Annotated in this window: 20 protein-coding genes; 10 read left to right on the top strand and 10 right to left on the bottom strand. The window is 72.9% G+C overall.

What is annotated here, in order from left to right:
• Positions 1-23: 23 nt before the first annotated feature.
• Complete coding sequence (locus ACGFK0_RS01315; protein ID WP_392899567.1) at positions 24-887, top strand: SDR family NAD(P)-dependent oxidoreductase; 864 nt, start codon at positions 24-26, stop codon at positions 885-887.
• Entirely contained in the window at positions 884-2,248 is a 1,365-nt protein-coding gene (locus ACGFK0_RS01310; RefSeq protein WP_392898352.1) for an MFS transporter, read from the top strand. The genes ACGFK0_RS01315 and ACGFK0_RS01310 overlap by 4 nt, the downstream gene beginning before the upstream one ends.
• 21 nt (positions 2,249-2,269) lie before the next feature.
• On the opposite strand, the gene ACGFK0_RS01305 is transcribed toward ACGFK0_RS01310, so the two are convergent.
• The 4 genes from ACGFK0_RS01305 to ACGFK0_RS01290 form a co-directional block, all read right to left on the bottom strand.
• Positions 2,270-5,614, bottom strand: a complete 3,345-nt coding sequence (locus ACGFK0_RS01305; RefSeq protein WP_392898349.1) for a hypothetical protein — start codon at positions 5,612-5,614, stop codon at positions 2,270-2,272.
• Between the two features lie 109 nt (positions 5,615-5,723).
• Positions 5,724-7,157 carry an aldehyde dehydrogenase gene (locus ACGFK0_RS01300; RefSeq protein WP_392898346.1) on the bottom strand — a complete coding sequence of 478 codons (1,434 nt, stop codon included), beginning with the start codon at positions 7,155-7,157 and terminating at the stop codon, positions 5,724-5,726.
• A gap of 142 nt (positions 7,158-7,299) precedes the next feature.
• Positions 7,300-7,743: a dCMP deaminase gene (locus ACGFK0_RS01295; protein ID WP_392898343.1), complete on the bottom strand. Its 444-nt coding sequence runs from the start codon at positions 7,741-7,743 to the stop codon at positions 7,300-7,302.
• Complete coding sequence (locus ACGFK0_RS01290; RefSeq protein WP_392898341.1) at positions 7,736-8,422, bottom strand: RibD family protein; 687 nt, start codon at positions 8,420-8,422, stop codon at positions 7,736-7,738. Before ACGFK0_RS01290 ends, ACGFK0_RS01295 begins: the two co-directional genes overlap by 8 nt.
• 117 nt (positions 8,423-8,539) lie before the next feature.
• Between ACGFK0_RS01290 and ACGFK0_RS01285 the strand changes: the two genes are divergently transcribed.
• Together ACGFK0_RS01285 and ACGFK0_RS01280 are read left to right on the top strand one after the other, a co-directional pair.
• Positions 8,540-9,667: an exonuclease SbcCD subunit D gene (locus ACGFK0_RS01285; protein WP_392898338.1), complete on the top strand. Its 1,128-nt coding sequence runs from the start codon at positions 8,540-8,542 to the stop codon at positions 9,665-9,667.
• Complete coding sequence (locus tag ACGFK0_RS01280) at positions 9,664-12,687, top strand: AAA family ATPase (protein ID WP_392898336.1); 3,024 nt, start codon at positions 9,664-9,666, stop codon at positions 12,685-12,687. The genes ACGFK0_RS01285 and ACGFK0_RS01280 overlap by 4 nt, the downstream gene beginning before the upstream one ends.
• A 37-nt stretch (positions 12,688-12,724) precedes the next feature.
• Here ACGFK0_RS01280 and ACGFK0_RS01275 read toward each other — a convergent pair whose 3' ends face one another.
• Positions 12,725-13,177 carry a MarR family winged helix-turn-helix transcriptional regulator gene (locus ACGFK0_RS01275; protein WP_392898333.1) on the bottom strand — a complete coding sequence of 151 codons (453 nt, stop codon included), beginning with the start codon at positions 13,175-13,177 and terminating at the stop codon, positions 12,725-12,727.
• Between the two features lie 102 nt (positions 13,178-13,279).
• Here ACGFK0_RS01275 and ACGFK0_RS01270 point away from each other — a divergent pair, with 102 nt between their 5' ends.
• The 4 genes from ACGFK0_RS01270 (at position 13,280) to ACGFK0_RS01255 (ending at position 17,594) form a co-directional block, all read left to right on the top strand.
• Complete coding sequence (locus ACGFK0_RS01270; protein WP_392898330.1) at positions 13,280-14,290, top strand: SMP-30/gluconolactonase/LRE family protein; 1,011 nt, start codon at positions 13,280-13,282, stop codon at positions 14,288-14,290.
• 253 nt (positions 14,291-14,543) lie between these two features.
• Positions 14,544-15,596 (top strand): multicopper oxidase family protein, encoded by a 1,053-nt coding sequence (locus tag ACGFK0_RS01265; protein ID WP_392898327.1) that lies wholly within the window; start codon positions 14,544-14,546, stop codon positions 15,594-15,596.
• 73 nt (positions 15,597-15,669) lie between these two features.
• Complete coding sequence (locus ACGFK0_RS01260) at positions 15,670-17,121, top strand: multicopper oxidase domain-containing protein (RefSeq protein WP_392898324.1); 1,452 nt, start codon at positions 15,670-15,672, stop codon at positions 17,119-17,121.
• A 20-nt stretch (positions 17,122-17,141) separates the two neighbouring features.
• On the top strand, positions 17,142-17,594 hold the full coding sequence (locus ACGFK0_RS01255; RefSeq protein ID WP_392898322.1) for a hypothetical protein: 453 nt from the start codon (positions 17,142-17,144) through the stop codon (positions 17,592-17,594).
• A 78-nt stretch (positions 17,595-17,672) separates the two neighbouring features.
• On the opposite strand, the gene ACGFK0_RS01250 is transcribed toward ACGFK0_RS01255, so the two are convergent.
• The 4 genes from ACGFK0_RS01250 to ACGFK0_RS01235 all read right to left on the bottom strand — a co-directional run bounded on the left by ACGFK0_RS01250 (position 17,673) and on the right by ACGFK0_RS01235 (position 21,488).
• On the bottom strand, positions 17,673-17,993 hold the full coding sequence (locus ACGFK0_RS01250; RefSeq protein ID WP_392898319.1) for a GroES family chaperonin: 321 nt from the start codon (positions 17,991-17,993) through the stop codon (positions 17,673-17,675).
• Between the two features lie 61 nt (positions 17,994-18,054).
• Complete coding sequence (locus ACGFK0_RS01245; protein WP_392898316.1) at positions 18,055-19,008, bottom strand: DMT family transporter; 954 nt, start codon at positions 19,006-19,008, stop codon at positions 18,055-18,057.
• Positions 19,009-19,169: 161 nt separating this feature from the next.
• The gene (locus ACGFK0_RS01240; protein ID WP_392898312.1) at positions 19,170-19,937 is read right to left on the bottom strand and encodes an SDR family NAD(P)-dependent oxidoreductase; all 768 of its coding nucleotides are present in this window, start codon (positions 19,935-19,937) and stop codon (positions 19,170-19,172) included.
• 75 nt (positions 19,938-20,012) lie between these two features.
• On the bottom strand, positions 20,013-21,488 hold the full coding sequence (locus ACGFK0_RS01235; protein WP_392898309.1) for a flavin-containing monooxygenase: 1,476 nt from the start codon (positions 21,486-21,488) through the stop codon (positions 20,013-20,015).
• A 126-nt stretch (positions 21,489-21,614) separates the two neighbouring features.
• Here ACGFK0_RS01235 and ACGFK0_RS01230 point away from each other — a divergent pair, with 126 nt between their 5' ends.
• Positions 21,615-23,939, top strand: a complete 2,325-nt coding sequence (locus ACGFK0_RS01230; RefSeq protein ID WP_392898306.1) for a DUF4132 domain-containing protein — start codon at positions 21,615-21,617, stop codon at positions 23,937-23,939.
• On the top strand, positions 23,939-24,331 hold the full coding sequence (locus tag ACGFK0_RS01225; RefSeq protein WP_392898304.1) for a hypothetical protein: 393 nt from the start codon (positions 23,939-23,941) through the stop codon (positions 24,329-24,331). Before ACGFK0_RS01230 ends, ACGFK0_RS01225 begins: the two co-directional genes overlap by 1 nt.
• Positions 24,332-24,336: 5 nt before the next feature.
• Here ACGFK0_RS01225 and ACGFK0_RS01220 read toward each other — a convergent pair whose 3' ends face one another.
• On the bottom strand, positions 24,337-25,002 hold the full coding sequence (locus ACGFK0_RS01220; protein ID WP_392898301.1) for a DNA-binding response regulator: 666 nt from the start codon (positions 25,000-25,002) through the stop codon (positions 24,337-24,339).
• Positions 25,003-25,049: the final 47 nt, after the last annotated feature.

Genomic DNA, 25,049 nt, shown 5'->3' with positions numbered 1-25,049 from the left:
GGCCGGCCCCACAGGGAAGAGACATGGGCGACGACCGTCCGCACCCGGCCGGCCCGCGCTGGGGCCGCCGTGACGCGAGCGGCCTGCGGGTGATCGTCACCGGCGCGTCGGGAACGTTCGGCAGGTCGATCGGCGCTCGGCTGACCGGGCTCGGCGCGCGGGTCGTCGGCCTGGACGTGGCGCCGGGCCCGGACGACCCCGTCGACGTCCTCGCCTGCGACGTCACCGACGACGACGCCGTCCCGGCGGCGGTCGCCGCCGCGATCGAGCGGCTGGGCGGCCTCGACCTGCTCATCAACAACGCCGGGATCGGGGGCCCGGCCCCGGCGGAGCTGCCGCCGGGCGACGAGGTGCGCCGCCAGCTCGACATCAACCTGCTCGGAACCTGGCGGGTGACCGCCGCGTGCGTCGACGCCCTGGTGGAGTCGCGCGGACGCGTCGTGATGCTGTCCTCGCGGATGGCCGTCATGCAGCTTCCCCTGGCCGCGGCCTACGGCGCGTCCAAACGTGCGCTCGTGGCGTACGCGGACGCGCTCCGCATGGAGATCGGCACCCATGTCGGCGTGACGTGCGTGTACCCTTCGGCCGTGCGGAGCCCGATTCATGACTCGACCGCCGCGGCCGGCCTCTCGCTTGAGGGCGTGAGCCGCTACGAGCCGCTCGACGGCGTGGTGGACGCGGTGCTGTACGCCGCACTGTCCCGCCGCCCGCGCCGCGACGTGACGACGACCCGCCGGGGCGCCGTCGAGTTCTTCCTGGCCAGGCACCTGCCCGCGCTGACCGACCGGATCGTCGCCCGGACGTTCGCCGGCCGCGTGCGGGACGGTGCGTTCCAGGGCGCGGAGATGGCCGCCGGGGTCGTGCGCCGGCACGCGGGCCGCTCATGAGCACCGCCGAGACGGCGCGGGCGGACACCCCGACCCGGCCCCGCGCCGGCGACCTCATCGGCTACGCCGCCGGCTCGCTCGGCATGGGCGTCTGGGTCACCATCCCCGGGCTGCTGCTGCTCTACTTCATGACGCACACGCTCGGCGTGTCCCCGTTCCTGGCCGGCCTCACCCTGCTGCTCCCGAAGATCATCGACGCGGTGGTGCACCCGTGGTTCGGGTCGGTGTCGGACCGGCAGGCGCGCCGCGCCGGGCACCGGCGCGGGATGCTGCGCTGGGGGCTGCTGCTGGCCATCGCCTGGATCGGGCTGTTCTCGGTGCCGGGCGGCCTGTCCGGCTGGTCGGCGGCGCTGTGGGTCGGTGCCTTCTACATCGCCGGGAACATCCTGTACGCGTGTTTCCAGGTGCCCTACCTGACGACGCCGTCCGACCTGCAGATCGGGTACCACGAGCGCACCCGCGTGTTCATGTACCGGATGCTGCTGCTGACCATCGGCCTGCTCGGCGCGGGCGTCGCGGCCCCCGCGCTGGTGTCGGGCGGCGGCCGCGGCGACTACACCCGGATGGCGGTCATGCTCGCCGGCGTCCTCGTCGTCACCGGCCTCCTCGCGATCGTGTTCATCCGGCGGCTGACGGACCGCTCCGGTTTCCGGATCCCGGACGGCGGGAACGCGCACTCCGTCATCGACGACCTCCGGATCACCCTGCGGGACCGCGACTTCCGTGCCCTGGCGCTGTCGTACCTGTTCACCGGCATCACCACCCACCTGTTCCTGGCGGCGGTGCCGTTCTACACCCTGTACGTCCTCGACGACGAGGGTCTGACCGCCGTGTTCATGGGCGCGTTCCTCGTCCCCGCCGTGGTCGCCGGGCCCGTCTGGAAGAAGGTGTCGGAGCGGACCGGCAAGCAGCGCTCGCTCCTGTTCTGCCAGGCCGTCTTCGTCGTCGGCTCCCTCGCCCTGTGGGTCGGCGACGCGATGGGCGTCGGGCCGACCGTCGCCGTGATCGCCGTGCTGGGCACCGCGTTCGCCGGCCTTCAGCTCTTCGCGTTCTCCCTGATCCCCGACATCGTGGCCGCCGCCGAATCGCGGGGGACGGCCCGCGCCGGCGCCTACACCGGCGTGTGGACGGCGACCGAGGCGACCGGCACGGCGATCGGCCCCTACGTGTACTCGGCGACCCTCGCCGTGGGCGGTTTCGTCTCCACGACCGAGGGTCACGCCATCGCGCAGTCCGACTCCGCGCTGCTGGCGCTCCGCATCGGCGTCACGGTGGTGCCCGCCGCGCTGATGGTGGTCGCCGTCGCCTTCCAGCGCCGCTTCGCCCTCGACCGCATGTCCGCCCGCACCTCCGCCTCCTGACGGTCGTCCGCCCGCCGGCGGTCATTCGTCCGCGGTGTGGATTCTGCGGGCCGTGAACGCGACATCGGGTTCGGTGTGGGCGCGCAGGCCGCGCAGCAGGTCACGCCAGTCCGCGGACCACCCGGCGCGGGGGCCGTGCGCCTCCGTGAGCGCGCAGGCGAACAGCCCGCCGGCGAGGTCGCCGCGCGCCGCGAGCCGGGCCGTGTGCGGGTGCGCGTCCTCCGGGTCGGGCAGGCCCTGCCCGTTGAGCGCGGTGAACTCCGAGGGGCCGGCGGCGAGGGCGTCCGCGACGTCCGCGACGGCCAGGACGCCGTGACCGGCGCACCGGTCGGCCAGCGCGTCGAGGGCGGAGGCGGCGCCGGGGTCGTCCCACCGGAGGGTCGCGGCGGCCAGTTCGCTCGCGATCGGCTCGGGCAGGTGGCCGTCGACCGCGCGGACGGCGCGTTCCCCGAGCGTCCGGTGGCGGGCGGCCTGGTCCCGGACGGCGCCGGCCAGCGCGGTGAGCCGCTGGAACGCGGGCAGGTCGCGTTCGGCTTCGGCGTCGGGTTCGGCGGGGGCGGCGGCCAGTCCGGCGGCGGCCGCGCCGAGTTCGGCCGCGCCGATGCCGGTCGCGGCGCAGCGGACGAGGGCGTGCAGCGCGGCCTGCCAGGCGCGGGTCTCGCCGAGGTCGGTGACGAGACCGGCCAGCAGGGCGGGGGCGTCCGGTGCCCAGGGCGCCCAGGTGGCGACGGCGGGCAGCGCCGCCGCGCGGGCCTCCGGGTCGGCGGAGCGCGCCACGCGTAGCACCAGCGCGGCGTAGCGGCCCCGGAACCGTTCCTCCACGTACATGGGCGGCGTGCCGAGCACCTGCCGGGCGAGGTCGCGGGGGCCCTCGGCGGCTTCGGCCAGGATGCGCCGCGCGACGGGCTCGTCGAGGTGGTCGCGGGCGGCCGAGGCGATCGCGGCCCGCACGTCCCGGTGCCGGTCCGGGTCGTCCCAGGCCGCGGCGACGATGTCCAGGGCGTCCGGTGCGCGGTTGCGGAGCAGGATCCGGACGGCCTCCTTCTGCGCCGTGATCTTGCCGTCGGCCAGGACCGGCCGGAGCATCGCCGACAGCGCCGACGGCCGGATGAACCGGGCCGCGCGGGCCGCCGCGTAGACGGCGACGTGGGCGTCGTCGGAGTTCGCGTGGGCGAGCAGGCCGGGCAGGACGTCCTGCGGGGCGGCGGTCCAGGGGAGCGCGGTCAGCGCGGAACGCCTGATGTAGGCGTCGTCGAAGCCGAAGTAGGGACGGAGCAGTGCCGCTTCCGTGCCGGGGATCCGCGCCATGGCCGCGACGGCGCCCGCCCGGCCGGTGCCGGGTGCCGTCTCGTCCGCCGCGACCCGTTCGAGGAGGGCGCGGTAGGCGTCGCGCTGCCGGGCCGTCCAGCGGCGCATCCAGACCGGGGCGATGTGGCGCACGTAGGTCACGCCGGGGCGGTGGAACCGTCCCGCCGGGGTGTCCTCGGCGAGGACGAGGTGCAGCAGGTCGGTGCGCTCGCGGGCGATGGCGGCGAGCACCGCCGGGACGGCGACCGCCGACGGGTCCCGCGCCACGGCCCGCCCGGCCCGTTCGGCGCGGGTGCCGGGCGCGGCGAGCCACAGCGTGATCGCCTGGGTGAGCACGGCGTCGTCGCGGGCGTCGAGCGCCGCCTCCAGCGCGTCCTGCAGGATCGGGACGTGGTGGGCGCGGCGGCGCAGCGCCCGGACGAGCAGCAGCGCCAGCCGGTGGTCGTCGCGGCGTGCGCCCGCCTCCAGATGGGGCGCCAGAGTCTGCGCCAGCCGGTGCTCCTGGCCGCGCCGCAGCGCGTGGTCGAGCCGGCCGAAGGCGAACGATCCCGTGCCGCCGACGAGACGTTCGACCAGCTCCAGGCCGGACACCATCAGCGCGGCGTCGTCGCGCACGGCGCCCTGGCGGCACAGCGCGGCGGCGACCCTGCCGAGCTCGTGGCGGGTCGCGTAGGACGGGTCGCGGGCGTTCAGCGCGTCGTCGGCGAGCCGCCCGATCGCCGTCGCGTGCTCGTCGCGCAGCATCCCCTCCGGGACGGACGCCAGCGCTTTCAGCGCACGGTACCGGACGGGGTCCTGCTCGTTGCGCAGCCGCCCGAGCGACTCCAGCGCCGCCGTCAGCGTCGCCGGGTCGCGGGAGCGTCCCGCGCATCCGATGAGCAGGGCGTACCCGGTGCCGCGCTCGTCGGCGTCCGCCCTGCGGGTCAGCTCGGCGAGGACCGGCGACCCCTCCTCGTAGGGCAGGAACGCCGCCACGGCCCACATCCGCGCCGGCGTCCCGGTGACGCTGCGCAGGCCCATCATCCGGCGCGCCTCCCGGTGCCGGACCGCGCGGGGGAGGACCTCCAGCAGTCCTTCGCCGGGCTCGGCGACGCCGCGGTCGACGCCGTCCGTCGCCGCCTCGAACACCGCCTCGCGGCGGCTCGGCGGGAAGGCCCCCAGCAGCAGCCGCAGCATGCTCTCGTCCTCGCGGACGGCACGCGCGACGGCGGTCAGGTCGTCGTCGCCGAGCCGGGCCATCCGGTCCCTGACGGACCTGCGGTACAGCAGGATCCGCAGGTCCCCGCGGTGCGCCTCGGACAGCAGCAGGCGGAGCATGCGGCGCGGCTCGGCGTCCAGCAGCGCCCCGGCGGCGGGGTGCAGCGGATGCGGCAGCGCCCGGGTCGCGCAGTGGCGCTCCAGCAGGCCGACGACCCGTCCGGGGTCGTGGCGCAGGGCCGCCGCGACACCGGGCGCGTGCCGGAACCACCAGGAGTCCCGCATCGCCTCGGGCAGTCCGGCGAGGCTCCGCTCCGCGTACCCGAGCACGGCGTCCGGGAGGGAGCGGCCCAGCGACGCCCAGTTCACGACGGCGTGCCCGAGCGCGTCGATCCGCTCCGCGACGACGTCCGGGCCGCAGGCGGGCAGCAGCCTCGCCGCCTCCTCCTCGCCCCACCGCTCCGCGACCCGTCCGATGAGCGCTTCGGCGAGGTCGCCGCGCCGCCGGGCCCGGACGGCGTCGTACAACGCCGTGCGCACCGCCGCGGGGGCGTCCTCCAGCCCGGCGAGGAACGGCTCCGGGCCGGCGCCGTACCGGACCGCGAGCCGGATCGCCTGGCATGCCAGCTCCGCGTCGGGATCGCGCATGGTGGTCACGATGTGCGCGAGCGACGCCTCGTCCCGGACCGCCGCCGCGACGAACAGCGCCAGCGACCGCTCGTAGTGGCCGCGGCGGGCCAGGCCGTCCAGCAGGGCGGCGAGGGCGGGATCGCCGGCGAGGCGGCGCAGGTCCGCCAGCCGGCGGCAGCGGGCCTTGAACGGCAGCGGTTCGATCTCGGTCAGCAGTTCCTCGACGCGCATAACGCGCAATCCTGCCGGATCCGCCGTCCCGCTTCACCCGCATTGACCGTCCGGGCCCCGAGGGGATCGACGCCCGCGCATCCACCGGGCGGGGATGCGCGGGCCGGTGTCACGCGGGGTGCGGGATGGACTTGTGCTCCAGGTAGGCGTTCAGTCCCTCGGGGCCGAGTTCGCGGCCCAGGCCGCTGTTCTTGTAGCCGCCGAAGGGGGTGTTCGGGTCGAGGGTGTACATGTTGACGCCGCAGCTGCCGGTGCGGATGCGGCGGGCGACCTCGACGCCGTGGGCGGCGTCGGCCGTCCAGACCGAGCCGCCGAGGCCGTAGTCGCTGTCGTTGGCGATCTTGATGGCGTCGGCCTCGTCCTCGTAGGGGATGAGGACGAGCACGGGGCCGAAGATCTCCTCGCGGGCGATGCGCATGTCGTTGCCGACGTCGCCGAACACGGTGGGGGCGACGTACCAGCCGCGGTCGTGCGGGCGGTTCAGCCCGCCGGTGATGACCTTGGCGCCCTCGTCCTGGCCGATCCGGATGTAGTTCTCCACCCGTTCCTGCTGCCGCTTGGCGACGAGGGGGCCGACCTCGGTGCCGTAGTCGGCGGGGTCGCCGACGGCGAGGCCGCCGACCATGGCGGCGAGGGCGTCGGCGACCTCGTCGTAGCGGCGGCGGGACGCGAGGATGCGGGTCTGCGCGGCGCAGGCCTCGCCGTTGTTCATCAGCGAGGCCAGCTTGAAGCCCTCGATGGTGGACGCGAGGTCGGCGTCGTCCAGGATGATCGCGGCGGACTTGCCGCCGAGTTCCAGCGTGACGCGCTTGAGCTGCTCGCCGCAGACCGCGCCGATCTTGCGTCCGGCGGCGGTGGAGCCGGTGAAGGACACCTTGTCGACGTCCGGGTGCGCGACGAGGTGCGCGCCGACCTCGCGTCCGGCCGGGACGATGTTGACGACGCCGTCCGGGATCCCGGCCTCCTTGATCCATTCGGCGAGGAGGTAGGTGTCCAGGGGCGTCTCGGGGGACGGCTTGGCCACCACGGTGCAGCCGGCGATCAGGGCGGGGGCGAGCTTGAGCATGAGCGTGAACTGGGGGACGTTCCACGGGACGATCGCGGCGACGACGCCCGCCGGCTCCTGGGTCACGGTGACCGGGCCCAGCATGCCCTGCCGCTCCTCCTCCCAGGCGTAGGTGGCGGCGAGGTCCACGTAGTACTGCAGCACCATCTGCGGGATGGCGGCCTGCCCGAAGATCGAGAACATGATCGGGGAGCCCATCTCGGCGGTGACGAGGTCGGCCATCGCCTGCTGCCGCTCGGCGTAGATCGCCGACAGCCGCCCGACGATCTCGGCGCGTTCGGCGGGCGTCATCCGGGGCCAGGGGCCGTCGTCGAACGCGCGGCGCGCCGCCGCGACCGCCGCGTCGATGTCGGCCTCGGTGCCCTCCGGCACCCGCCCGATGACCTCCTCGGTGTGCGGGGAGATGACGTCGATGGTGCCGGTGCCGGCCGGTGCGGTCCACTCGCCGCCGATGAACAGCCGATCGTGCTCACGCATGCTGCCGCCTCCTGCCCGACGGGCCGAATAGATAACCGAATGCTTGCTTGGGCACAGCATCGCATGACGTCCCGGCGCGGTGGAAGACCAATGAGACTCGCGTCTCATCCGGCGTCCGGCGCACGACGCGAACGGCCAGTGGCTAGAGCAGGTGGGCGTTGGGTTCCCGGGCGCGGGCGGCGAGGGACGGCAGTTCGGTCAGTTCGATGCCGGCCGCCGCGAGGATCTCCGCGCCCGTTCCCTCGGTGAACAGGGCCGGTTCCCGCCAGGCGAACACGACGCGGCGGGCGCCCGACGCGACGATGAGCTCGGCGCACGTGCGGGGGCGGGACGCGCGGTGCCCGCACGGTTCGAGTGAGCTGTAGACGGTCGCGCCGGCGAGGTCGCCCCGGGTCTTGGCGAGAGCGGCCTCTTCGGCGTGGTCGTGCGGGTCGCCCTCGCGGGAGAAGCCGCGCGCGACCTCGCGCCCGTCCGCGCCGACGACGACCGCGCCGACGGAGAACGCGGTGCGCGACGGCGGGCACAGTTTCGCCAGGTCGCAGGCCAGCTCCAGCCAGGCCCGGTCGCCGGCGGCCAGGTCATCCACGCGCGTGCCCCGTCAGGTAGCGGAGAAGCACCAGGTCGCCGATGCGGGTGACCTCCGCCAGCCGCATCGGGCGGTCCGGCGACTGCGGGAACACCCCGGACCGGACGAAGCGCGGTGCCGAAGGGTCGCCGATGAAGAACGGGGCGACCACGAGCTGGATCTCGTCCACGACGTCGCCGGTCAGGAAGAGGGTGTGGATGCCGCCACCGCCCTCGACCATGAGCCGCCGGACGCCCCGTGCGGCGAGGTCGCCGAGCACCGCCGGCAGGGAGAGGGGGTCGCCGGCGTCGACGACCTCGGCGAGGCCGTCCAGCCGCGGCGCCAGGTCACCGGCCGCGGGGGACGGCGCGTACACCAGCTTCGGGGACTCGCCCGTGGTGAAGAACCGCGCGGCGGGATCGAGGTCGCCGCTCCAGGTCAGCGTCACCTTGGTGAGGTCGGGCGGCACACCGCGCGCGATCCGCTTCTCCCGCCGCGCCTCGGAGCGGATCAGCAGTTTGGGGTCGTCGGCCCGGACGGTCCCGGCGCCGACGAGGATGGCGTCGCAGCCGGCGCGCACGGCGTCGACGCGGTCGAAGTCCGCCGCGCTGGACAGCCGCAGCCGCTCCGGGGTCGCGTCGTCGATATAGCCGTCCGCGGACATCGCGCAGCTCAGCAGCACATAGGGACGATCACTCACGCCGCAACCCTACGGGAGCGCCGATGGCGGTGGCCGCGCGGCCGTTGAAGATCGTTTGGGGTGACCCGGCGTTTCTGCGCGGGATGTGTCGGAGGGGGTGCCTATGGTTGCTGCGACATGCGAATCCTGCACACCTCCGACTGGCATCTCGGCAGATCGTTCCACCGCGAGGACCTGCTGGCCGCGCAGGCGGCGTTCGTCGACCATCTGGTCGAGACCGTCGCGGCGGAGCGGGTCGACTGTGTGCTGATCTCCGGGGACGTCTACGACCGGGCGCTGCCCGCCGTCGACGCCGTCCGGCTGTGCGACGAGGCGCTCCGGCGGCTCTCCGAACGGGCCAGGGTCGTGCTCATCGCGGGCAACCACGACTCGGCGCGGCGCCTCGGGTTCGGGTCGGCGCTGATGGACGCCGCCGGCGTGCACGTCCGCACCGACTTCGCGTCCGTGGGGGAACCCGTCATCGTCGGGGACGCCGCGATCTACGGGATCCCGTATCTGGAGCCCGAACTCGTCCGGCACCCCTGGGATCTGGACGAACGCAGCCACGCCGCCGCGCTGACCGAGGCCATGCGCCGGGTGAGGGAGGACGCCGCGGGCCGTGAACAGCGGTCGGTGGTGCTCGCGCACGCGTTCGTGACCGGCGGGGCGGCCAGTGAGAGCGAACGCGACATCTCGGTCGGCGGGTCGTCGCAGGTGTCGGCGTCGGTGTTCGAGGGCGTCGACTACGCGGCGCTCGGCCACCTGCACGGCGCCTGGCGCATCACCGACCGCGTCCGCTACTCGGGCTCGCCGCTCGCGTACTCGTTCTCCGAGGACGGGCACGTCAAGGGCTCGTGGCTGATCGACCTGCGCGAGGACGGCATCGACTCGCGGTTCGTGGAGGCGCCCGTCCCGCGCCGACTCGCCCGTCTGCGGGGACGCATCGACGACCTGCTCTCCGACGCGTCCCACGACGAGGTCGAGGACCGCTGGCTCCAGATCACGCTCACCGACCCGCGCCGCCCGTCGGAGGCGATGGAACGGCTGCGCCGCCGGTTCCCGCACGCGCTCGTCCTCGGCTTCGAACCCGAGGGCGGCGGGACGGACGGCGCCCGCACCTGGTCCGAACGCGTCCGCGAACGCTCCCCCCTCGACATCGCGGGCGACTTCGTCGCCGAGGTCACCGACGGCCCGGCGACCGGCGCCGAGCGCGCCCTCCTGCACGAGGCGTTCGAAGCCTGCCGCCGGAAGGAGGCGCTGGTGTGAGGCTCCACCGGCTGGAGGTCACCGCGTTCGGGCCGTTCTCGAAGACCGAGGACATCGACTTCGACGCGCTGTCCGACGCCGGGCTGTTCCTCATCCAGGGCCGGACGGGCGCGGGCAAGACGAGCATCCTGGACGCGGTGTGCTTCGCCCTGTACGGCCAGGTGCCCGGTGCCCGCAACGCCGTGAAGGGCCTGCGCAGCGACCACGCCGCCCCCGGCACCGGCCCGCGCGTCGTCCTGGAGACGACGATCCGGGGCCGGCGGATGCGCATCACGCGGTCGCCCGCATGGGAGCGGCCGAAGCTGCGCGGCTCCGGGACGACGGCCGAGCACGCCAAGGTCATCCTGGAGGAGTTCGAGCACGGCGCCTGGGTGGGGCTGACCACGCGGCTGGACGAGGCGGGCGACCTGGTGCCGCGGCTGCTCGGGATGAACGCCGTCCAGTTCTGCCAGGTCGCGCTGCTGCCGCAGGGCGAGTTCGCCGGGTTCCTGCGCGCCGGCGCCGACGATCGCCGCAAGGTCCTGGAGCGGCTCTTCGCGACGGAGGTGTTCACGCAGGTCGAGAAATGGCTGGCCGACCGCCGGGCCGCCACCGGGCGCGAGGCGGCCGAACTGGGCGCGGCGGCGGCCTCGATCGCCGACCGCATCGCCGAGACGTCGGGTGCCGCGCCGCCGCGCGGGGGGCACCCGTCCGTCCCGGCGCCGCGCCGCGCGGAACCGGCGGCGGAGCCGTTCGCCGAGGTGGAGACCCTGCCCGCGTGGGCCGCCGAACTGGCGGCCGGGCACGAGGACGTCCGCGCGGTCGTCGACGAGCTGCGCCGGGAGGTCACGGCGGCGCTGGAGACGTCCCGCGCGGCGATGGAGGACGCCAGGACGCTCGCCGACCGGCAGCGGCGCCACGCCGAGGCGCTCGCCCGCCGCGAGGCCCTGGGGGAGCGCGCCGAGGAGAGGTCCCGGATGGGGTCGCGGCTCTACGCCGCGGAACGCGCCGACCGGGTCGTCCCGCTGGTGCGCGCCGTCCAGGCCCGGCACGACGAGGCGCGGCGGGCGCGCCGCTGGGCCGACGAGACGCGCGCCGGGGCCGCGGCGGTCCTGCCCCCGAACGCCTCGGAGGACGTGCTGGTCAAGGCCGAGCGGGCCCGCCGCGACGAGATCGCGACGCTGGAGGGCAGGCGCGCCACCGCCGCCCGGATCCGGCAGATCGAGGACGAGCGCGCGGCGCTGGCCCGCGACCTGGCCCGGCTGGAACCCGAGGAGGCGCGGATCGCCGCGGCCCTCGCCGACCTGCCGGGCATCGTCGAGGCGGGCCGCGCCGAGCTGGACGAGGCCCGCACCGCGGCGGCCGGACGCCCCGGAGCCGAAGCGGCGGTCACCGGCGCCCGCCGCCGTCTCGACGCCGCGCAGCGCCGCGACCAGGTGGAGCATCTCCTCGCCGAGGCCGAGTCCGCGCACCGCGACGCGGTCGACGCCGCGCAGGACGCCCGCCAGCGGGTGCTGGACCTCCGCCAGGCCCGGCTGGACGGCATGGCGGCCGTCCTCGCCGGGGACCTCGTGGACGGCGAGCCCTGCCGGGTCTGCGGTTCCCCCGAGCATCCGGCGCCCGTGGCGTCCCTCGCGCCGATCCCGACCGAGGAGCGGATCGACCGGGCGCAGGCCGAGTCCGACCAGGTCCAGGCGGTCCGGGAGCAGACCGGCAGGGACGTCGAGGCGCTGCGCACCGAACGCGACCATCTCCTGGAGACCGCCGGTGAGATGACCGCCGGGGTCCTCGCCGAAGAGTTCGCCGATGCCGAGCGGATGCTCCAGGAGGCGGTGGCCCGCGCCGCCGACGCCGAACGCCTGGAGGCCGCCCTCCACGGCAACGAGCAGGAACTCGACCGCGTCCGCGACGCGCGGAGCGAGGTCGCCCAGGCCCTCACGGGAAACCGCGCCCGGGACCGGGAGCTGGCCGCCGAGCAGGCCAGGCTGGCCGCCGAACTGGACGAGGCGCGTGGCGGGGACGCGTCGCTCGAAGCGCGCATCGCCCGGCTCGGACGCGAGGCGGACGCGCTCGCCGAGGCGGTCGAGGCGCTGCGACGATCCGATCGCGCCGCCGAGGAGTTGGCCGCCGCCCGCGCGAACGCGATGGCGACCGCCGAGGCCGAGGGGTTCCGCAGCCCCGACGAGGTCCTGGAGGCCGCGCTGCCCGACGAGGAGCAGGGCGTCCTGCGCGACAGGATCCGCCGGCTGGACGACGAGGAGGCCGCCGTCCGCGACCTCCTCAAGGACCCGGCGCTGGTGAAGGCCGCCGCCGAGCCCGCCCCCGACCTGCCGGCCCTCGACGTGGCGCTGCGGGCGGCGGACGCGGCGCGCACCCGGGCGGCCAGCGCCGCCGACCGCGCCCGGCACCGCTGCGACCGGCTCGCCGAGTTGCGCGCACGGCTCGACGACGCCGTCCGCGCGTGGCGTCCCGCCGCGGAACGCCGCGACGTCGCCGAACGCCTCGCCGGCCTGGCCTCCGGCAAGCACGCCGCGAACCGGCACGCCATGTCGCTGTCGGCGTACGTGCTGGCCGCGCGGCTCGAACAGGTCGTCGCCGCCGCGAACGAGCGGCTCTCACGCATGTCCGGGGCCCGCTACGCCCTCGTCCACACCACCGACAAGGCGGCGGGCGACCGCACGAAGGGCGCCGGCGGTCTCGGCCTGCGCGTCGCCGACGCCTGGACCGGCCTCGAACGCGACCCGGTGACGCTGTCGGGCGGCGAGTCGTTCATCGCCTCGCTGTCCCTGGCCCTCGGCCTCGCCGACGTCGTCACCGCCGAGGCGGGCGGCACCGAGATCGGCACGCTGTTCGTCGACGAGGGCTTCGGCACCCTCGACGAGGAGACGCTCGACGAGGTCATGGACGTCCTGGACGGCCTGCGCGACGGCGGCCGCGCGGTCGGCGTCGTCAGCCACGTCGCGGAACTGCGCGCCCGCATCCCCGCCCAGCTCCGCGTCACCAAGGACCGCGCCGGCTCCACCACCGCGATCAACGTCTGACGGGCGATTCCTTCGGCGGCCCCGGCGGCCCGGCGGGTCAGCCGCCGCGGGTGGGGCGGGCGGTTTCGAGGAAGCCGGTGCAGCGGCCCAGCAGCTCGATCAGCGTCGCCCGCTCGTCCTCGGTGAACTCGGCGGCGAGGCCCCGCTCGACCCGCACGGCGCGGGCGTCGGCGTTCTCGAGCACCGCCGCGCCCTCGGGGGTGAGCCGGGTCTCCAGGATGTTGCGATGCCATTCGTGCGGGGTCCGCTCGATGAGCCCGCGCTCCTGAAGGTTCTTCAGGACGGTGTTCATCGTCGGCGGGGTGACGGTGCACGCCCGCGCCAGCGCGGCGGCCGACATGCCGGGGTTGTCGGCGAGGTGGAGCAGCGCCGCGTACTGCGGCACGGTGAGCCCGCTCGGCTTCAGCGCCGCGTGCTTGGCCCCGTTGAGCGCCTGCTCGGCGCGCTTGAGGTGCGAGCCGATCCGCTCCGGGCCGGGCATCGAGGTCATACCCGCATGGTATCCAGCCAACGAACGGAAGCCTGTTGACGAGTATTAGAGCTCTAACTAACGTATGGACACGTATTAATCATTGTCCTCGAACGGAGAATCATGTCCCGCCTTCACCGCTCCACCACCGCCGCGGCCCTCGCCGCCGCCGTGGCCGTGCTGCCCGCGTCCGTGTCCCTGGCCCCGCCCGCCGCCGCCACGGCGCAGCAGGCGCCGTCCCGGGCCCAGATCTCCGCGGCGTTCGTGCTGCCGGGCGACCGCGTCTACCCGGAGGGCATCGCCGCCGATCCCCGCACCGGCGCCATGTACGCCGGGTCGTTCCAGGACGGCACCGTCTACACGATGCGGCCCGGACGGCGTGTCGCCGAGGTGTTCCTCCCGGCGGGCGCCGACGGGCGCCGCACCGCCAACGGGCTGAAGGTCGACAGGGCCGGACGGCTGTGGGTGACCGACTCCTCGGCCGGCGTCTCGGTGTACGACACGCGCAACCGCCGTCTGCTGGCCCGGTTCGACGTCCCCGGGGACGAGGCACGGTTCGTCAACGATCTAGCCATCGCACCGGACGGCACCGCCTACCTGACCGACAGCCTCCGTTCCGTCGTCTACCGGGTCACACCCCGCGACCTGGCGCGGGCATGGGGAGGACGCGCCGAACTCGTCCCGTACTTCGACCTGAACGACGCCCTCGAACCGCACGGCCCCGGCGACTTCACCCTGAACGGCATCGTCGCCGACCCGCGGGGGCGCTTCCTGCTGGCCGCCGACCTGCTCGGCGCCGACCTGTACCGGCTGGACATCGCGTCCGGCGCCGTCCGCAAGGTCGCCCTGCACGGAGGCGACATGCACTACGCCGACGGGCTGGAACTCCAGCACGGACGGCTGTGGAGCGCCCACAACCTCGACAACGTCATCAACCGCTGGCGGGTCGCGCGCGACGGCACCCGGGCCCGCCTGGAGCGCACCCTGGCGGACGCGTCACTGCAGGTGCCGACGACGCTGGTCCGCCGGCACGGGACGCTGTACGTGGTCCGCTCGCAGTTCGACAAGGGCGGACCGCTCGGCGAGGGGACACCGGAGATCCCCTTCACCATCGCCGCCGTCCGCGGCATCTGACGGTGATCTCGACCTCGTACGAGTTTCTCTTAAAAAAACTAGTGTAATTGGTTCAATCTCGCGGGCCGCAGCGGGGTGCGGGTTGCGGAGGGCGTGGGACGAGTGTCGCCGCAGGGCACAGCGCTGACCAGCGCATTCCTGGTGCGTCGCGGCTGTGTGTTGCTTCACACGCGCGATCGCTGGACTTATTGGGGATTTACCAATAAAAACTAGCCTCGCTAGTAAAAATCATGACCCGGAAGGGGTCACCAGGATGGATGGTGCAAGAACGAGGATGCTGGTCGCGGCGGTCGCGTTCGCGGTCGCGCTGACCGTGGCGCTGTGGACGATTCCACGCGGCAGCGGCGCGGCCGAGTCCTCGCATGCGGCGGAATCGTCCCAGGTCGCCGAGTCGCCCTCCACGGAGGACGGCGGGGCGACGCACGACGGCGGGACCGACTGGAAGACCATGGACGAGAACATGGCCAAGCGGGACAAGAGCTTCCCCGCGGCCACCAAGGGCCAGGGCGGCCAGGACCTCGTCCCCAAGGTGCTGGCGGACGGAACCAAGGAGTTCCACATGACCGCCAAGCCCACCAAGTGGGAGGTCGAGCCCGGGAAGGTCGTGGACGCCTGGGCCTTCAACGGCATGGTGCCGGGCCCGACGATCCGCGCGGACGTCGGGGACAAGGTCCGCATCGTGGTGAAGAACGAGCTTCCCGAGGCGACCAGCGTCCACTGGCACGGCATTCAGCTGCCCAACAAGATGGACGGCGTCCCCAACGTCACTCAGGATTCGATCAAGCCGGGTGACTCGTTCACCTACGCGTTCCCGGTGACGCGAATCCAGGACACCTGGTACCACTCGCACTACAACGGCGTCAAGCAGGTGAGCAGCGGGCTGTGGGGCGCGATCCAGTTCGGTGACATCCCCAACCCGAACAACGAGAAGGTCGCGCAGAAGCACATCATCCAGATCCAGGACTCCGGTGCCGTCGGAATGACGCTCAACGGCAAGGCGTTCCCCGCCACCAGCCCGCTGAAGGCCAAGCTGGGCGACTGGGTGCAGGTCACCTACGTCAACGCGGGCACCATGGCCCACCCGATGCACCTGCACGGTGTCGACCAGGTGATCATCGCCAAGGACGGATTCCCGCTGGAGTCGACGTACAAGGCGGACACCGTCAACGTGGCGCCCGGGGAACGCTACACCGTGCTGATCCACGCCGATCAGCCCGGCAAGTGGATCTGGCACTGCCACATCTTCACGCACGCCGAAGGCCCGCAGGGCATGTTCGGCCTGGTCATGGAGATGGACATCACCTGAGCCGGGCGCGGGCGCCGGTAGCGGCCCGCACGACCCGACCATCCCCCCCGCTTCACACTTTTGGAGTGAGTCAATGTCAACGACCCCTGCGCCGGATCATCCGGCTCCGGGCAGACGGCCGGGCTTCCGGCTCGGCCGCTGGACCGCGGCCCTGAACGGATTCCTGCCCGCCATCAGCGCGGCGCTCGCGCTGGGCCTGATCGTCGGGCTGCTCATGGTCAGCGTCTCGCCCGGCGGTCACAGCGGCACGCTGGCGTCCGCCGAAGGCGCCTCGTCCTCCGCCGGAGGCGCGGCCCTGCCCGGTAAGGGCAAGAAGATCACCCTCGACTTCGAAGAGGGCGACATGTACATCAAGCCGAACAAGGTCACCGTCCCGGCCGGCGCCGACGTCACGGTGAACGTCGTCAACAAGGGCAGCATGGCGCACACCTTGAGCCTCCTGGGCAAGACGAACAAGCAGCTCCAGCCCGGCGAGTCCGAGACCCAGCATTGGGGGGTTCTCACCGAGTCCACCCAGGCGTGGTGCGTCGTCGCCGGTCACAAGGACGCCGGCATGCTGGTCGAGATCACCGTGACCGGTGGTGAGAGCGGCACGACGGCCGCGGCCGGCGCCGACGCTCCGGCGGCCGCGGCGGCCGACGGCGGGAACGCCAAGATCGACCCGGCGGCCAAGCCCGGGGACGGCTGGAAGGCCTTCGACCCGACGGCACCGGTCAACGACGGCAAGGACGTCCACGAGGTCACCTTCACCGTCACCGAGAAGGAGATCGAAGTCGCCCCCGGGGTCAAGCAGACCCGGTGGACGTACAACGGCACCGCCCCAGGTCCCACACTGCGCGGCGACGTCGGCGACACCTTCAGGATCAAGCTGGTCAACAAGGGGTCGATGGGACACTCCATCGACTTCCACGCCTCGAAGGTCGCGCCGAACGTCGAGATGAGGACGATCAAGCCCGGCGAGACGCTCGTCTACGAGTTCAAGGCGCGGTTCTCCGGCATCTTCACCTACCACTGCGGCTCCGACCCGATGATCTACCACATGGGCAACGGCATGCACGGCGCCGTGATCGTCGACCCGCCGAAGCTGGACAAGGTCGACAAGGAGCTGGTGCTCGTGCAGTCCGAGCTGTACCTCGGGCCGCAGGGCGGGCCCGGAGACCTGAAGAAGATGATGTCCGGCCAGTACGACGCGGTCGTCTTCAACGGCTACCACAACCAGTACGTGCACGCCCCCATCAAGGTGAAGCCCGGGGACCGCGTCCGGGTGTGGCTCGATGACGGCGGACCCAACGAGAACATCGCCTTCCACGTCGTCGGAACGATCTTCGACACGGTCTGGAAGGACGGTGCCTACCGGGTGCGCAAGGACAACGCCGATAAGGGCGGGGCGCAGGTCCTCGACCTGCAGCCCACGCAGGGCGGCTTCGTCGAGTTCACCCTCCCCGACGCCGGCACCTATGCGTTCCTCGGCCACAAGATGCGGAACATGGCCGCCGGCGGCGTCGGCGTCTTTCAGGTCGGCTGACCCGCACCATGGAGGTGACCATGACAACCATTGAGACCGGCGCCGGGACGGCCGCCCGAGCGACCTCGTCCGTGCCCTCGGCCAGGCGCGTGGCCGCGATCGGCTCCGTCCTCGCCGCGCTCGTCCACTACGCCGTCGTGCCGGAGCACCTGAGCGAATGGTGGGCGTACGCCGTCTTCTTCAGCGCCGTCGGCATGTTCCAGCTCATCTGGGCCGTGCTGGTGCACACCGGGAACGAGCGGCCGGTGCTGCTGCTCGGGCTCGCGGTCAACGTCGGAGTCCTCGCGCTGTGGGTGGTGAGCCGCACGGCCGGCCTGCCCTTCGGCCCCGATTCGGGGGAGGCCGAGGCGTTCGGAGTCCTCGACGTGCTCAGCGCCGCCGCCGAACTGGCGGTGACCGGCGCGATCCTGCTCGCCCTGCGCCCGAGGCGCAAGGCCGGCACTCCCGCGGAATCCGCCGAACAGAGCGACTGACGCGGCTCGGCCCGACCCGCAGGCCCGCGGACCCCGACAGGGGGCCGCGGTCCTGCGCACGTCCCCCCGCGGCACCGTTCAGAGGTACAGGCCGGTCCCGTGCTCGGGGCGTTCGCTGGCGATGGCGTGCAGGTCCCGCTCGCGCATGACGAGGTAGTTCTCGCCCTGGATCTCGACCTCGTACTGGTCGCCGGGGTGGAACAGCACACGGTCGCCGGGCTTGACGATGCGCACGTGGTGGCCGACCCCGCAGACCTCGCCCCACACCAGGCGGTTGCTCTGCTCCACCGTCGCCGGGATGACGATCCCGCCGGTGCTGCGGCGCTCGCCGCTGTCCTTCTCGACCTTGATCATGACGCGGTCGTGGAGCATCTGGACTTCGAACTTCGGCTCGGACACGCTGGGAGTTTATCCGTCCGCACGGGGCGGTCCGCACGGTCGGCGGGCACGGTCGGCCATGTCAGCGGATGGTGCGCATGCTCTCCAGGGGGAAGGCCGCGGGCGCCGTGCCCGACGCGCCCCGCTCCTCGTACCGGGGGAACGTGACCAGCGCGACCAGCGCGAGCAGGAAACCGCCCGTCCGCAGCATGAGCGGCAGCGTCTCGCGCGGCCACTCCTCGTCGAACAGGACGGTGCTGCTGAGGATCAGGTACGTCCTGCCGATGACGGTCAGGACGACCGCGATGATCGCGACCCGGCAGCGCTGCAGCGCGACCTGCAGCTGCCCGAGCGCGATCGCGGCGAGCCCGATCGTCAGGTACGGGTACGGGGACTCCAGCACCGCTCGGTAACTGCCCGTGTCCTGGTAGACGAGCGAGATGCCCCGGATGCCCGCCTCTGCCAGCCCGGCGCACGCCCCGGCGCCGATGCCGTAGGCGACGCCGGCCAGCTTGCGGGCGTGCCGGCCGCCCGCGCGGCGGTCCCCGACCAGCCACACCAGCGCCGCGATGATCACCGCCGGGGCGCAGATGGCGATCATCATCCAGGGCCGGGCGAGCGTGCCGACGAGGGTGGCGTCCGCGCGCGGCTCGCCGCCGGACGTCGCGGACAGCCCGATCAGCATCGTGGCGATGACGAACAGCGCGACGCTCGTCCACTCCCGCACGCTCATCCGCTCGCCGAGGAACAGCACGGCGAACGTGACGAGGAAGACCAGGCCTGCGGCGAAGACGGGCTGCACGAGCGCGAGCGGCAACGCGGAGAACGCGACGACCTCGTAGCCGAGGCCGAGGAACAGCAGCAGCCCGCCGGCCAGCCAGATGGGGTCGGTGAGCATCAGCCGGGCGACGCGGATCGGGCGGCTGCCTCGCAGCGGCTCCATGCGGCGCGCGGAGATCCGGAAGATCAGGAACGCGATGTAGTAGACGGTCGTCGCGATCAAGGCGAGGGCGGCATGACCCAGTTCGTGACCCATCGGGATGTACCTCTCGACGGACTGGCCCGAGCGGAGCTCGTCGATTGAATGGGGCGGGTGGGGGACGGTGGGCGATGTCGTTCGGCGCGCCTCGAATCGACCTACCGCCAGCCTGCCTTGTCGCACCGCCAACAACAAGACCGAGAACCCTGACTACAAGATCACTTGTATTTACGGCCGGTAGTGGACGACAGCCGGGCGACCAGCCCGTGCGGGATCAGGCGGCTGACGCCGACGATCGCCTTGTACTGCGGGCTCGGGACGCTGACCTGCACTCCGCGCCGCAGATCGCGCAGAGAGGCGTCCACGACGTCGTCCTTGTCCAGCCACATGAAGCCGGGAACGTCCGACATGTCCATCTGGGCGCGCTCGTGGAATTCGGTATGCACAAAACCCGGGCACAGCGCCATCACGCGCACCCTGCCCTGCGAGCGCTTCCGGATGTCGGCGGCGACGCCCTGGCTGAAGGCCACCGCCCACGCCTTGGACGCCCCGTACGTGCCGCGCGTCGCGAACGCCGACACCGACGAGACGTTGATGACGCCGCCCCGGCCGCGCTCCAGCATCCCCGGCAGCACCGCGTGCGTGAGCCGCAGGACGGCCTCGCAGTGCACCTTCAGCATCGTCAGCTCGTCCGACACAGGGACGTCCAGGAACACGCCCCTGTTGGCGAATCCGGCGTTGTTGACGAGCAGGTCGACGTCCGTGCGGACGCGTTCCTCGGCCGCGGCCAGGCCCTCCTCGGTCGACAGGTCGGCGGTCAGCGTCTCGGCGCGCACGGCGTACCCGCCGGCCAGCTCGGCGGCGGTGCGCTCCAGCCGCTCGGTGTCGCGGGCCAGCAGGACGAGGTCGAAACCGTCGGAGGCGAGGCGGCGGGCGAAGGCGGCACCGATCCCCGCGGTCGCACCGGTGATGAAGGCGGTCGGCATGGGACCGAGCCTATGCCGTGGGACGGGAGCCGACGCCGTGGGTGACCGGGCCGATGCGTCATGCGCGCAGACGGGTCACCCGGTGACGGCCTTCCGCGCGTGGAAGTGCCGCGGATCGGGCCGGCGGGTCGCGCGGCGGTAGGCGAAGGTGAACCCGGGCCAGTTGTTGACGACCTTGCCGTCGGCCCGCATGTACCAGCTTTGGCAGCCCGCCTGCCACACCGTGGAGCGAAGCCGTTCCTGCATCTCGCGGGTGAACGCGTCCTGCACGTCCGTCCGGACGTCGATCCAGCCGAAACCGTGCTTGCGCAGCGCCTCCACGCAGCCGAGCACGTACCGGAACTGCGACTCCAGCATGTAGATGATCGAGTTGTGCCCGAGGTTGGTGTACGGCCCGTACAGCAGGAACAGGTTCGGGAAGCCGCTGACGGTGATGCCGAGATGCGCCTGCGCGCCGTCGCGCCACGCCTCGTTCAGCTCCCGCCCGTCCCGCCCGGCGATCTTCATGGGGGACAGGAACTCGGTCGTCTGGAACCCGGTCGCGTACACGATGACGTCCACGTCGTACTCCCGTTCCGCGGTTCTGACACCGGACGGCGTGATCTCCTCGATCGGGTCGGTGATCAGGTCGACGTCCGGCCGGGCGAGCGTCGGGTAGTAGTCGCTGGAGATGAGGATCCGCTTGCAGCCCATGGGGTAACCGGGGATGAGCGCCTCCCGCAGGGCGGGGTCCTCGATGCCGTCCTTCAGCGCGTTCCGGAACCGGTTCTCCAGCAGCGACATCAGCTTCGGGTACTTGATGAACCCCAGCGCCCGCGCCTCGTACAGCGCGTAGATGCGGGCGCGGCTCAGCTCGTACAGCCCCGGCACGTTCTTCAGGGCGGCCTTCTGCCAGCCCCGGTACAGCCGATCCGGCTTGTCGATCACGTACGGCGCGGAGCGCTGGAACAGCCGCAGCTCCGCCGCCTCCTCGGCGATCTCCGGGACGATCTGGATCGCGCTCGCGCCCGTCCCGATCACCGCGATCCGCTTGCCCCGCAGGTCGGCGCCGTGATCCCAGCGGGCGGAGTGGAAGCTCGTGCCGGTGAACGACTCGCGCCCCGCGATCTCGGGCAGGACGGGCCGGTTGAGCTGCCCGCACGCCGACACCAGCACCCGCGACTCCAGCTCGCCGGCCGTGGTCGAGATCCGCCAGACGGCCCCGTCCTCGTCGAACCGCGCCTCGGTCACCTCGGTGCCGAACCGCACCTTCTCCAGGACGCCGTACTTGCGGGCGCAGTGCCGCAGGTAGTCGAGGATCTCGGCCTGCGGCGGGAAGCGCCGCGACCAGTCCGTCTTGGGTTCGAACGAGAACGAGTACAGGTGCGACGGGACGTCGCACGCCGCGCCCGGGTAGGTGTTGTCCCGCCAGGTGCCGCCGAGGCCCTCGGCCTTCTCCAGAATCACCACGTCGTGGATCCCGGCCTCCCGGAGCCGGATCGCCATCCCGATCCCGCCGAACCCGCTTCCGATGATCACCACGCTGTGCGTCATGGCCGTCCCGAATCTCATTCTGCTGCGGTATCCACCGAGCGTAGGTGACCACGAGGTCACTGAACAGATGTCGGACCGTTCTGGAAAGATCACTCCAGAAGATCACTGACGAGGCCGTGCTGCGGCGGATCGGGAGGGCGCCTGATGAACCTCACGGCGCGGTTGCTGCGCACGATGACGGACCCGTCCCCCGAGGACGAGGAGGAGTTCCGCGGATACCGCCCCGACATGTCGCAGATCTCCGACGAGGATCTCGGCACCCTCATGCCGGCGGCCTACGCGGCGGTGGGCGCACCGTACGTGTCGACCTCCATCCGTTTCATGGTCGAGGACGAGTGCCGGGAACGGCAGCCGCGCTGCACCCCCGAAGCGTGCGAGCGGATGTTCGCGGCCCTCGTCGGCGGGCTGGACAGGCGGAAATGGGCGGACCTCACCCTCGGCGTGGGCGCGCTGCTCCGCTGCACGGGCCCGTGGCCGGACGTCTCCGAGCCCGCACGCACGCTGGTCGGGTACCTGCTGAAGAAGGGTGACCTCAGACAGCCCTACGCCCTGCTCACCGTGGGCGCGCTCGCGGGGGACAGGACACGGCGCGCCGTCGTCAAGCGGCTCCGCACCGAACCCGGCCCGATCGTGCCGGACGAGTACGACGTCATCACGCGGCTCCCCCCGGAGGAACAGGCACTCCTCAGCGAGGTGGACACCGCGCGTTCCTACACCTCCCCGCCCCCGCTCCCAGACGTATGGCGCCGCATCGCCGGCATCCCCGGCTACCGCGCGTTCGCCCGGCGCGCCCTGGAGACCGCCGCCGGGCGCGCCCGAGCGATCCAGGCCGGGGACGTCGCCTACCGCCCGGACAAGGCGTTCACCCCGAGCGAGGTCGACGTGCTGGGGCACGCCGTGCGCGTCGCGCTGGCGTCCGACGAGCCGTGGCTGCCGGAGCTGCTCGACGGGCTGCTGCCCGGCATTTCGATCGCGCCGACGTCCGCCAGGACGCTGCCGTCGCAGGCGCTGCTGTACGAGATCGTCCGAGCGGCGCAGGACCTCCCGACCCCCGAGCTGGTCACCGCGATCCGGACCGTCCGCCGCGACATCCGGCACGCGGGCGTGCCCAAGCGGCTCGACAAGATGCTCAAGAAGGTCGACGCCGCCCTCGCCGAACGCACCGAGGTCGCCCTCCGCCTCCCCGGCCTCGGCTTCGGCCCGGACGGCGTGCTCCGCCGGGAACTCGGCGGCTACACGGCCGTCGTCACCGTCACCGGCAAGGCCGAGCTGACCTTCGAGCGAGACGGCAAGGCCCTGAAGGGCGTCCCCGCGCCCGTCCGCCGCGACCACAAGGACGAGGTCAAGGAGCTGCGCGAGCTCACCCAGCGGGCCGCCGCGCACCTCGTCACGCTCGCGCGGGCGCTGGAGGGCGGCTACACCGCCGGCGCCGCGCACCCGTTCGGATGGTGGCGGGACGCGCTGCTGCGCCACCCGATCGCCGGGCCGACGGTCCGCGCGCTGATCTGGGAGGTCGAGACGGCGCCCGGCGACCGGCGGGCCGTCCTGCCCGAGGTGGACGACCTCCCTGACGCCGCCGACGACGCGAACGTCAGGCTCTGGCACCCGATCGGGTCGGAACCGGACGAGGTGCGGGCGTGGCGCGACGTGCTCATCGACCGGCGGATCCGGCAGCCGTTCAAGCAGGCGTTCCGCGAGATCTACCTCCTCACCCCGGCCGAGGAGGAGACCCGCGTCTACTCCAACCGGTTCGCCGCGCACCTCGTCCACTACCGGCGCATGTTCGCGCTGTTCCGCGCGCGCGGCTGGACGAGCCGGCTGCTCGGTCCGTGGGACGGCGGCGGCGAGGACGAGGCGGTCCGCGTCCTCGCGGCGGGGGAGTGGCGGGTCCGCTTCTCCCACGTCCTGGCCGATTGGGAGGACGGGCGGGAGATCGCCGGAACCGATCAGGTACGCTTCGCCCGCCGCCGGGACGGCGCCTGGCGCGACGCGCCGCTCGCCGACGTGCCGCCGCTCGTGTTCAGCGAGGCCATGCGGGACGTGGACCTGTTCGTCGGCGTCACCTCGATCGCCGCCGACCCCGTATGGGAGGACGGCGGGGCGCATGACTACCGGGTCCGCGAGTGGAACGCGGACCTGGGCGAATCCGCGCGGACCCGCAAGGACGCCCTGGAGCGCGTCCTGCCGCGCACGAAGATCGCCGACCGCTGCCGGATCGACGGCCGGTACCTGGTCGTGAAGGGCGAGCTGCGGACCTACAAGATCCATCTGGGGTCGGCCAACATCGTGATGGAGCCGGACGACACGTTCCTGTGCATCGTCCCCGACCGCCGGGGCGCCGGCGCCAAGGTGTTCCTGCCGTTCGAGGAGGAGCGGCTCTCGCTGATCCTCAGCAAGGCGTTCCTGCTCGCCGCCGACGACAAGATCACCGACGAGTCGATCCTCATGCAGATCAAGCGAGGTGCCTGATGGCCGCCGTGACGTTCCGGGACGAGACCGCGGCCGGCAGGCCCGTCGCCGAGTTCCAGGTGGAGGGGCTCCCCGGGCGGATGACCGTCCGGGAGCTGATCAGGCTCCGGGTCCGCGAGGAGGTCGCCCGGCACAACGCCGGCCCGGCGGACCGCTTCAACGGCCTCGTCCGCCCGGACGGCGCCGAAACCGGATCGAACGGCCACCGCCTCCGCGAACCCCGCCGCATCGACTGGGAGCGGCAGGCCGGCATCGCCGAACGCGCGTTCACCGGCAACGGGTTCTTCGTCCTCGCCGGCGACCGCCAGGTCGAGGACCTGGACGAGGAGTTGGACTTGACCACCGGCTTGGACCTGGTGTTCGTCAAGCTCGTCCCGCTCGCAGGCGGTTGACGGCCCTATCCGATCAGGCCGAACTCGTGGGCGCGCAGGCCCGCCTGGAACCGCGAGTCGGCGTCCAGCAGCGTGAGGATCTCCGCGACCCGGCGCCGGTAGGTGCGCAGCGGCATGCCGAGCTGCCGGGCCGCCGCCTCGTCCTTCAGCCCGCCGCCGAGCAGCCGCAGGATGCGCCGGCTCTCCCCGGTCAGCGCGGGCGGCCGGTCACGGCGGAAGTCGGCCAGGTCGGCCGCCGTCTCCCAGGTCGCCCGGAACAGCGAGACGACGCCCTTCACCACGCCGGGCGACCGGACGACCGTGTACTCGCGGACGCCGCCCTCCGGCGGGCCCGCCAGAATGGCGATCTTCCAGTCCACGATGATCGTCTCGTGCGGGAGCGGCGTCGGGCAGATCCGCACCCGCGCGCCCGCCTTCGCGATCTCCACGAGCCGCCGCTCGGACTCCTCGTCGGCGAGCGCCTCCGGGCTGTACAGCTTGTGGGCCAGCGGCGCCGGCCGGGTCCGGCGCCGCTCGGCGACGATCCGCTCCCGGAAGCCCGGCAGCGCCCACGTGTTCATGTTCGTGGCGGCGCAGGCGAAGTCCCCGCGCGCGAGGAACAGCCGCCCGGCGCGCTCGATCAGCTCCGCCTCACCGCGCAGCACGACATTCCGGTCCAGATCGACGCTCATCGCCTGTCAGTCTGCCACGCAGGAGACGCCGGGTGGCAGCAAGCTGC

This window comes from Spirillospora sp. NPDC048823 (assembly GCF_043198445.1).
In the GTDB taxonomy this organism is placed as follows: Bacteria; Actinomycetota; Actinomycetes; order Streptosporangiales; family Streptosporangiaceae; genus Spirillospora.
Note: the sequence above shows the minus strand (reverse complement) of the source record. Positions and strands in the feature narration are given on the sequence as shown.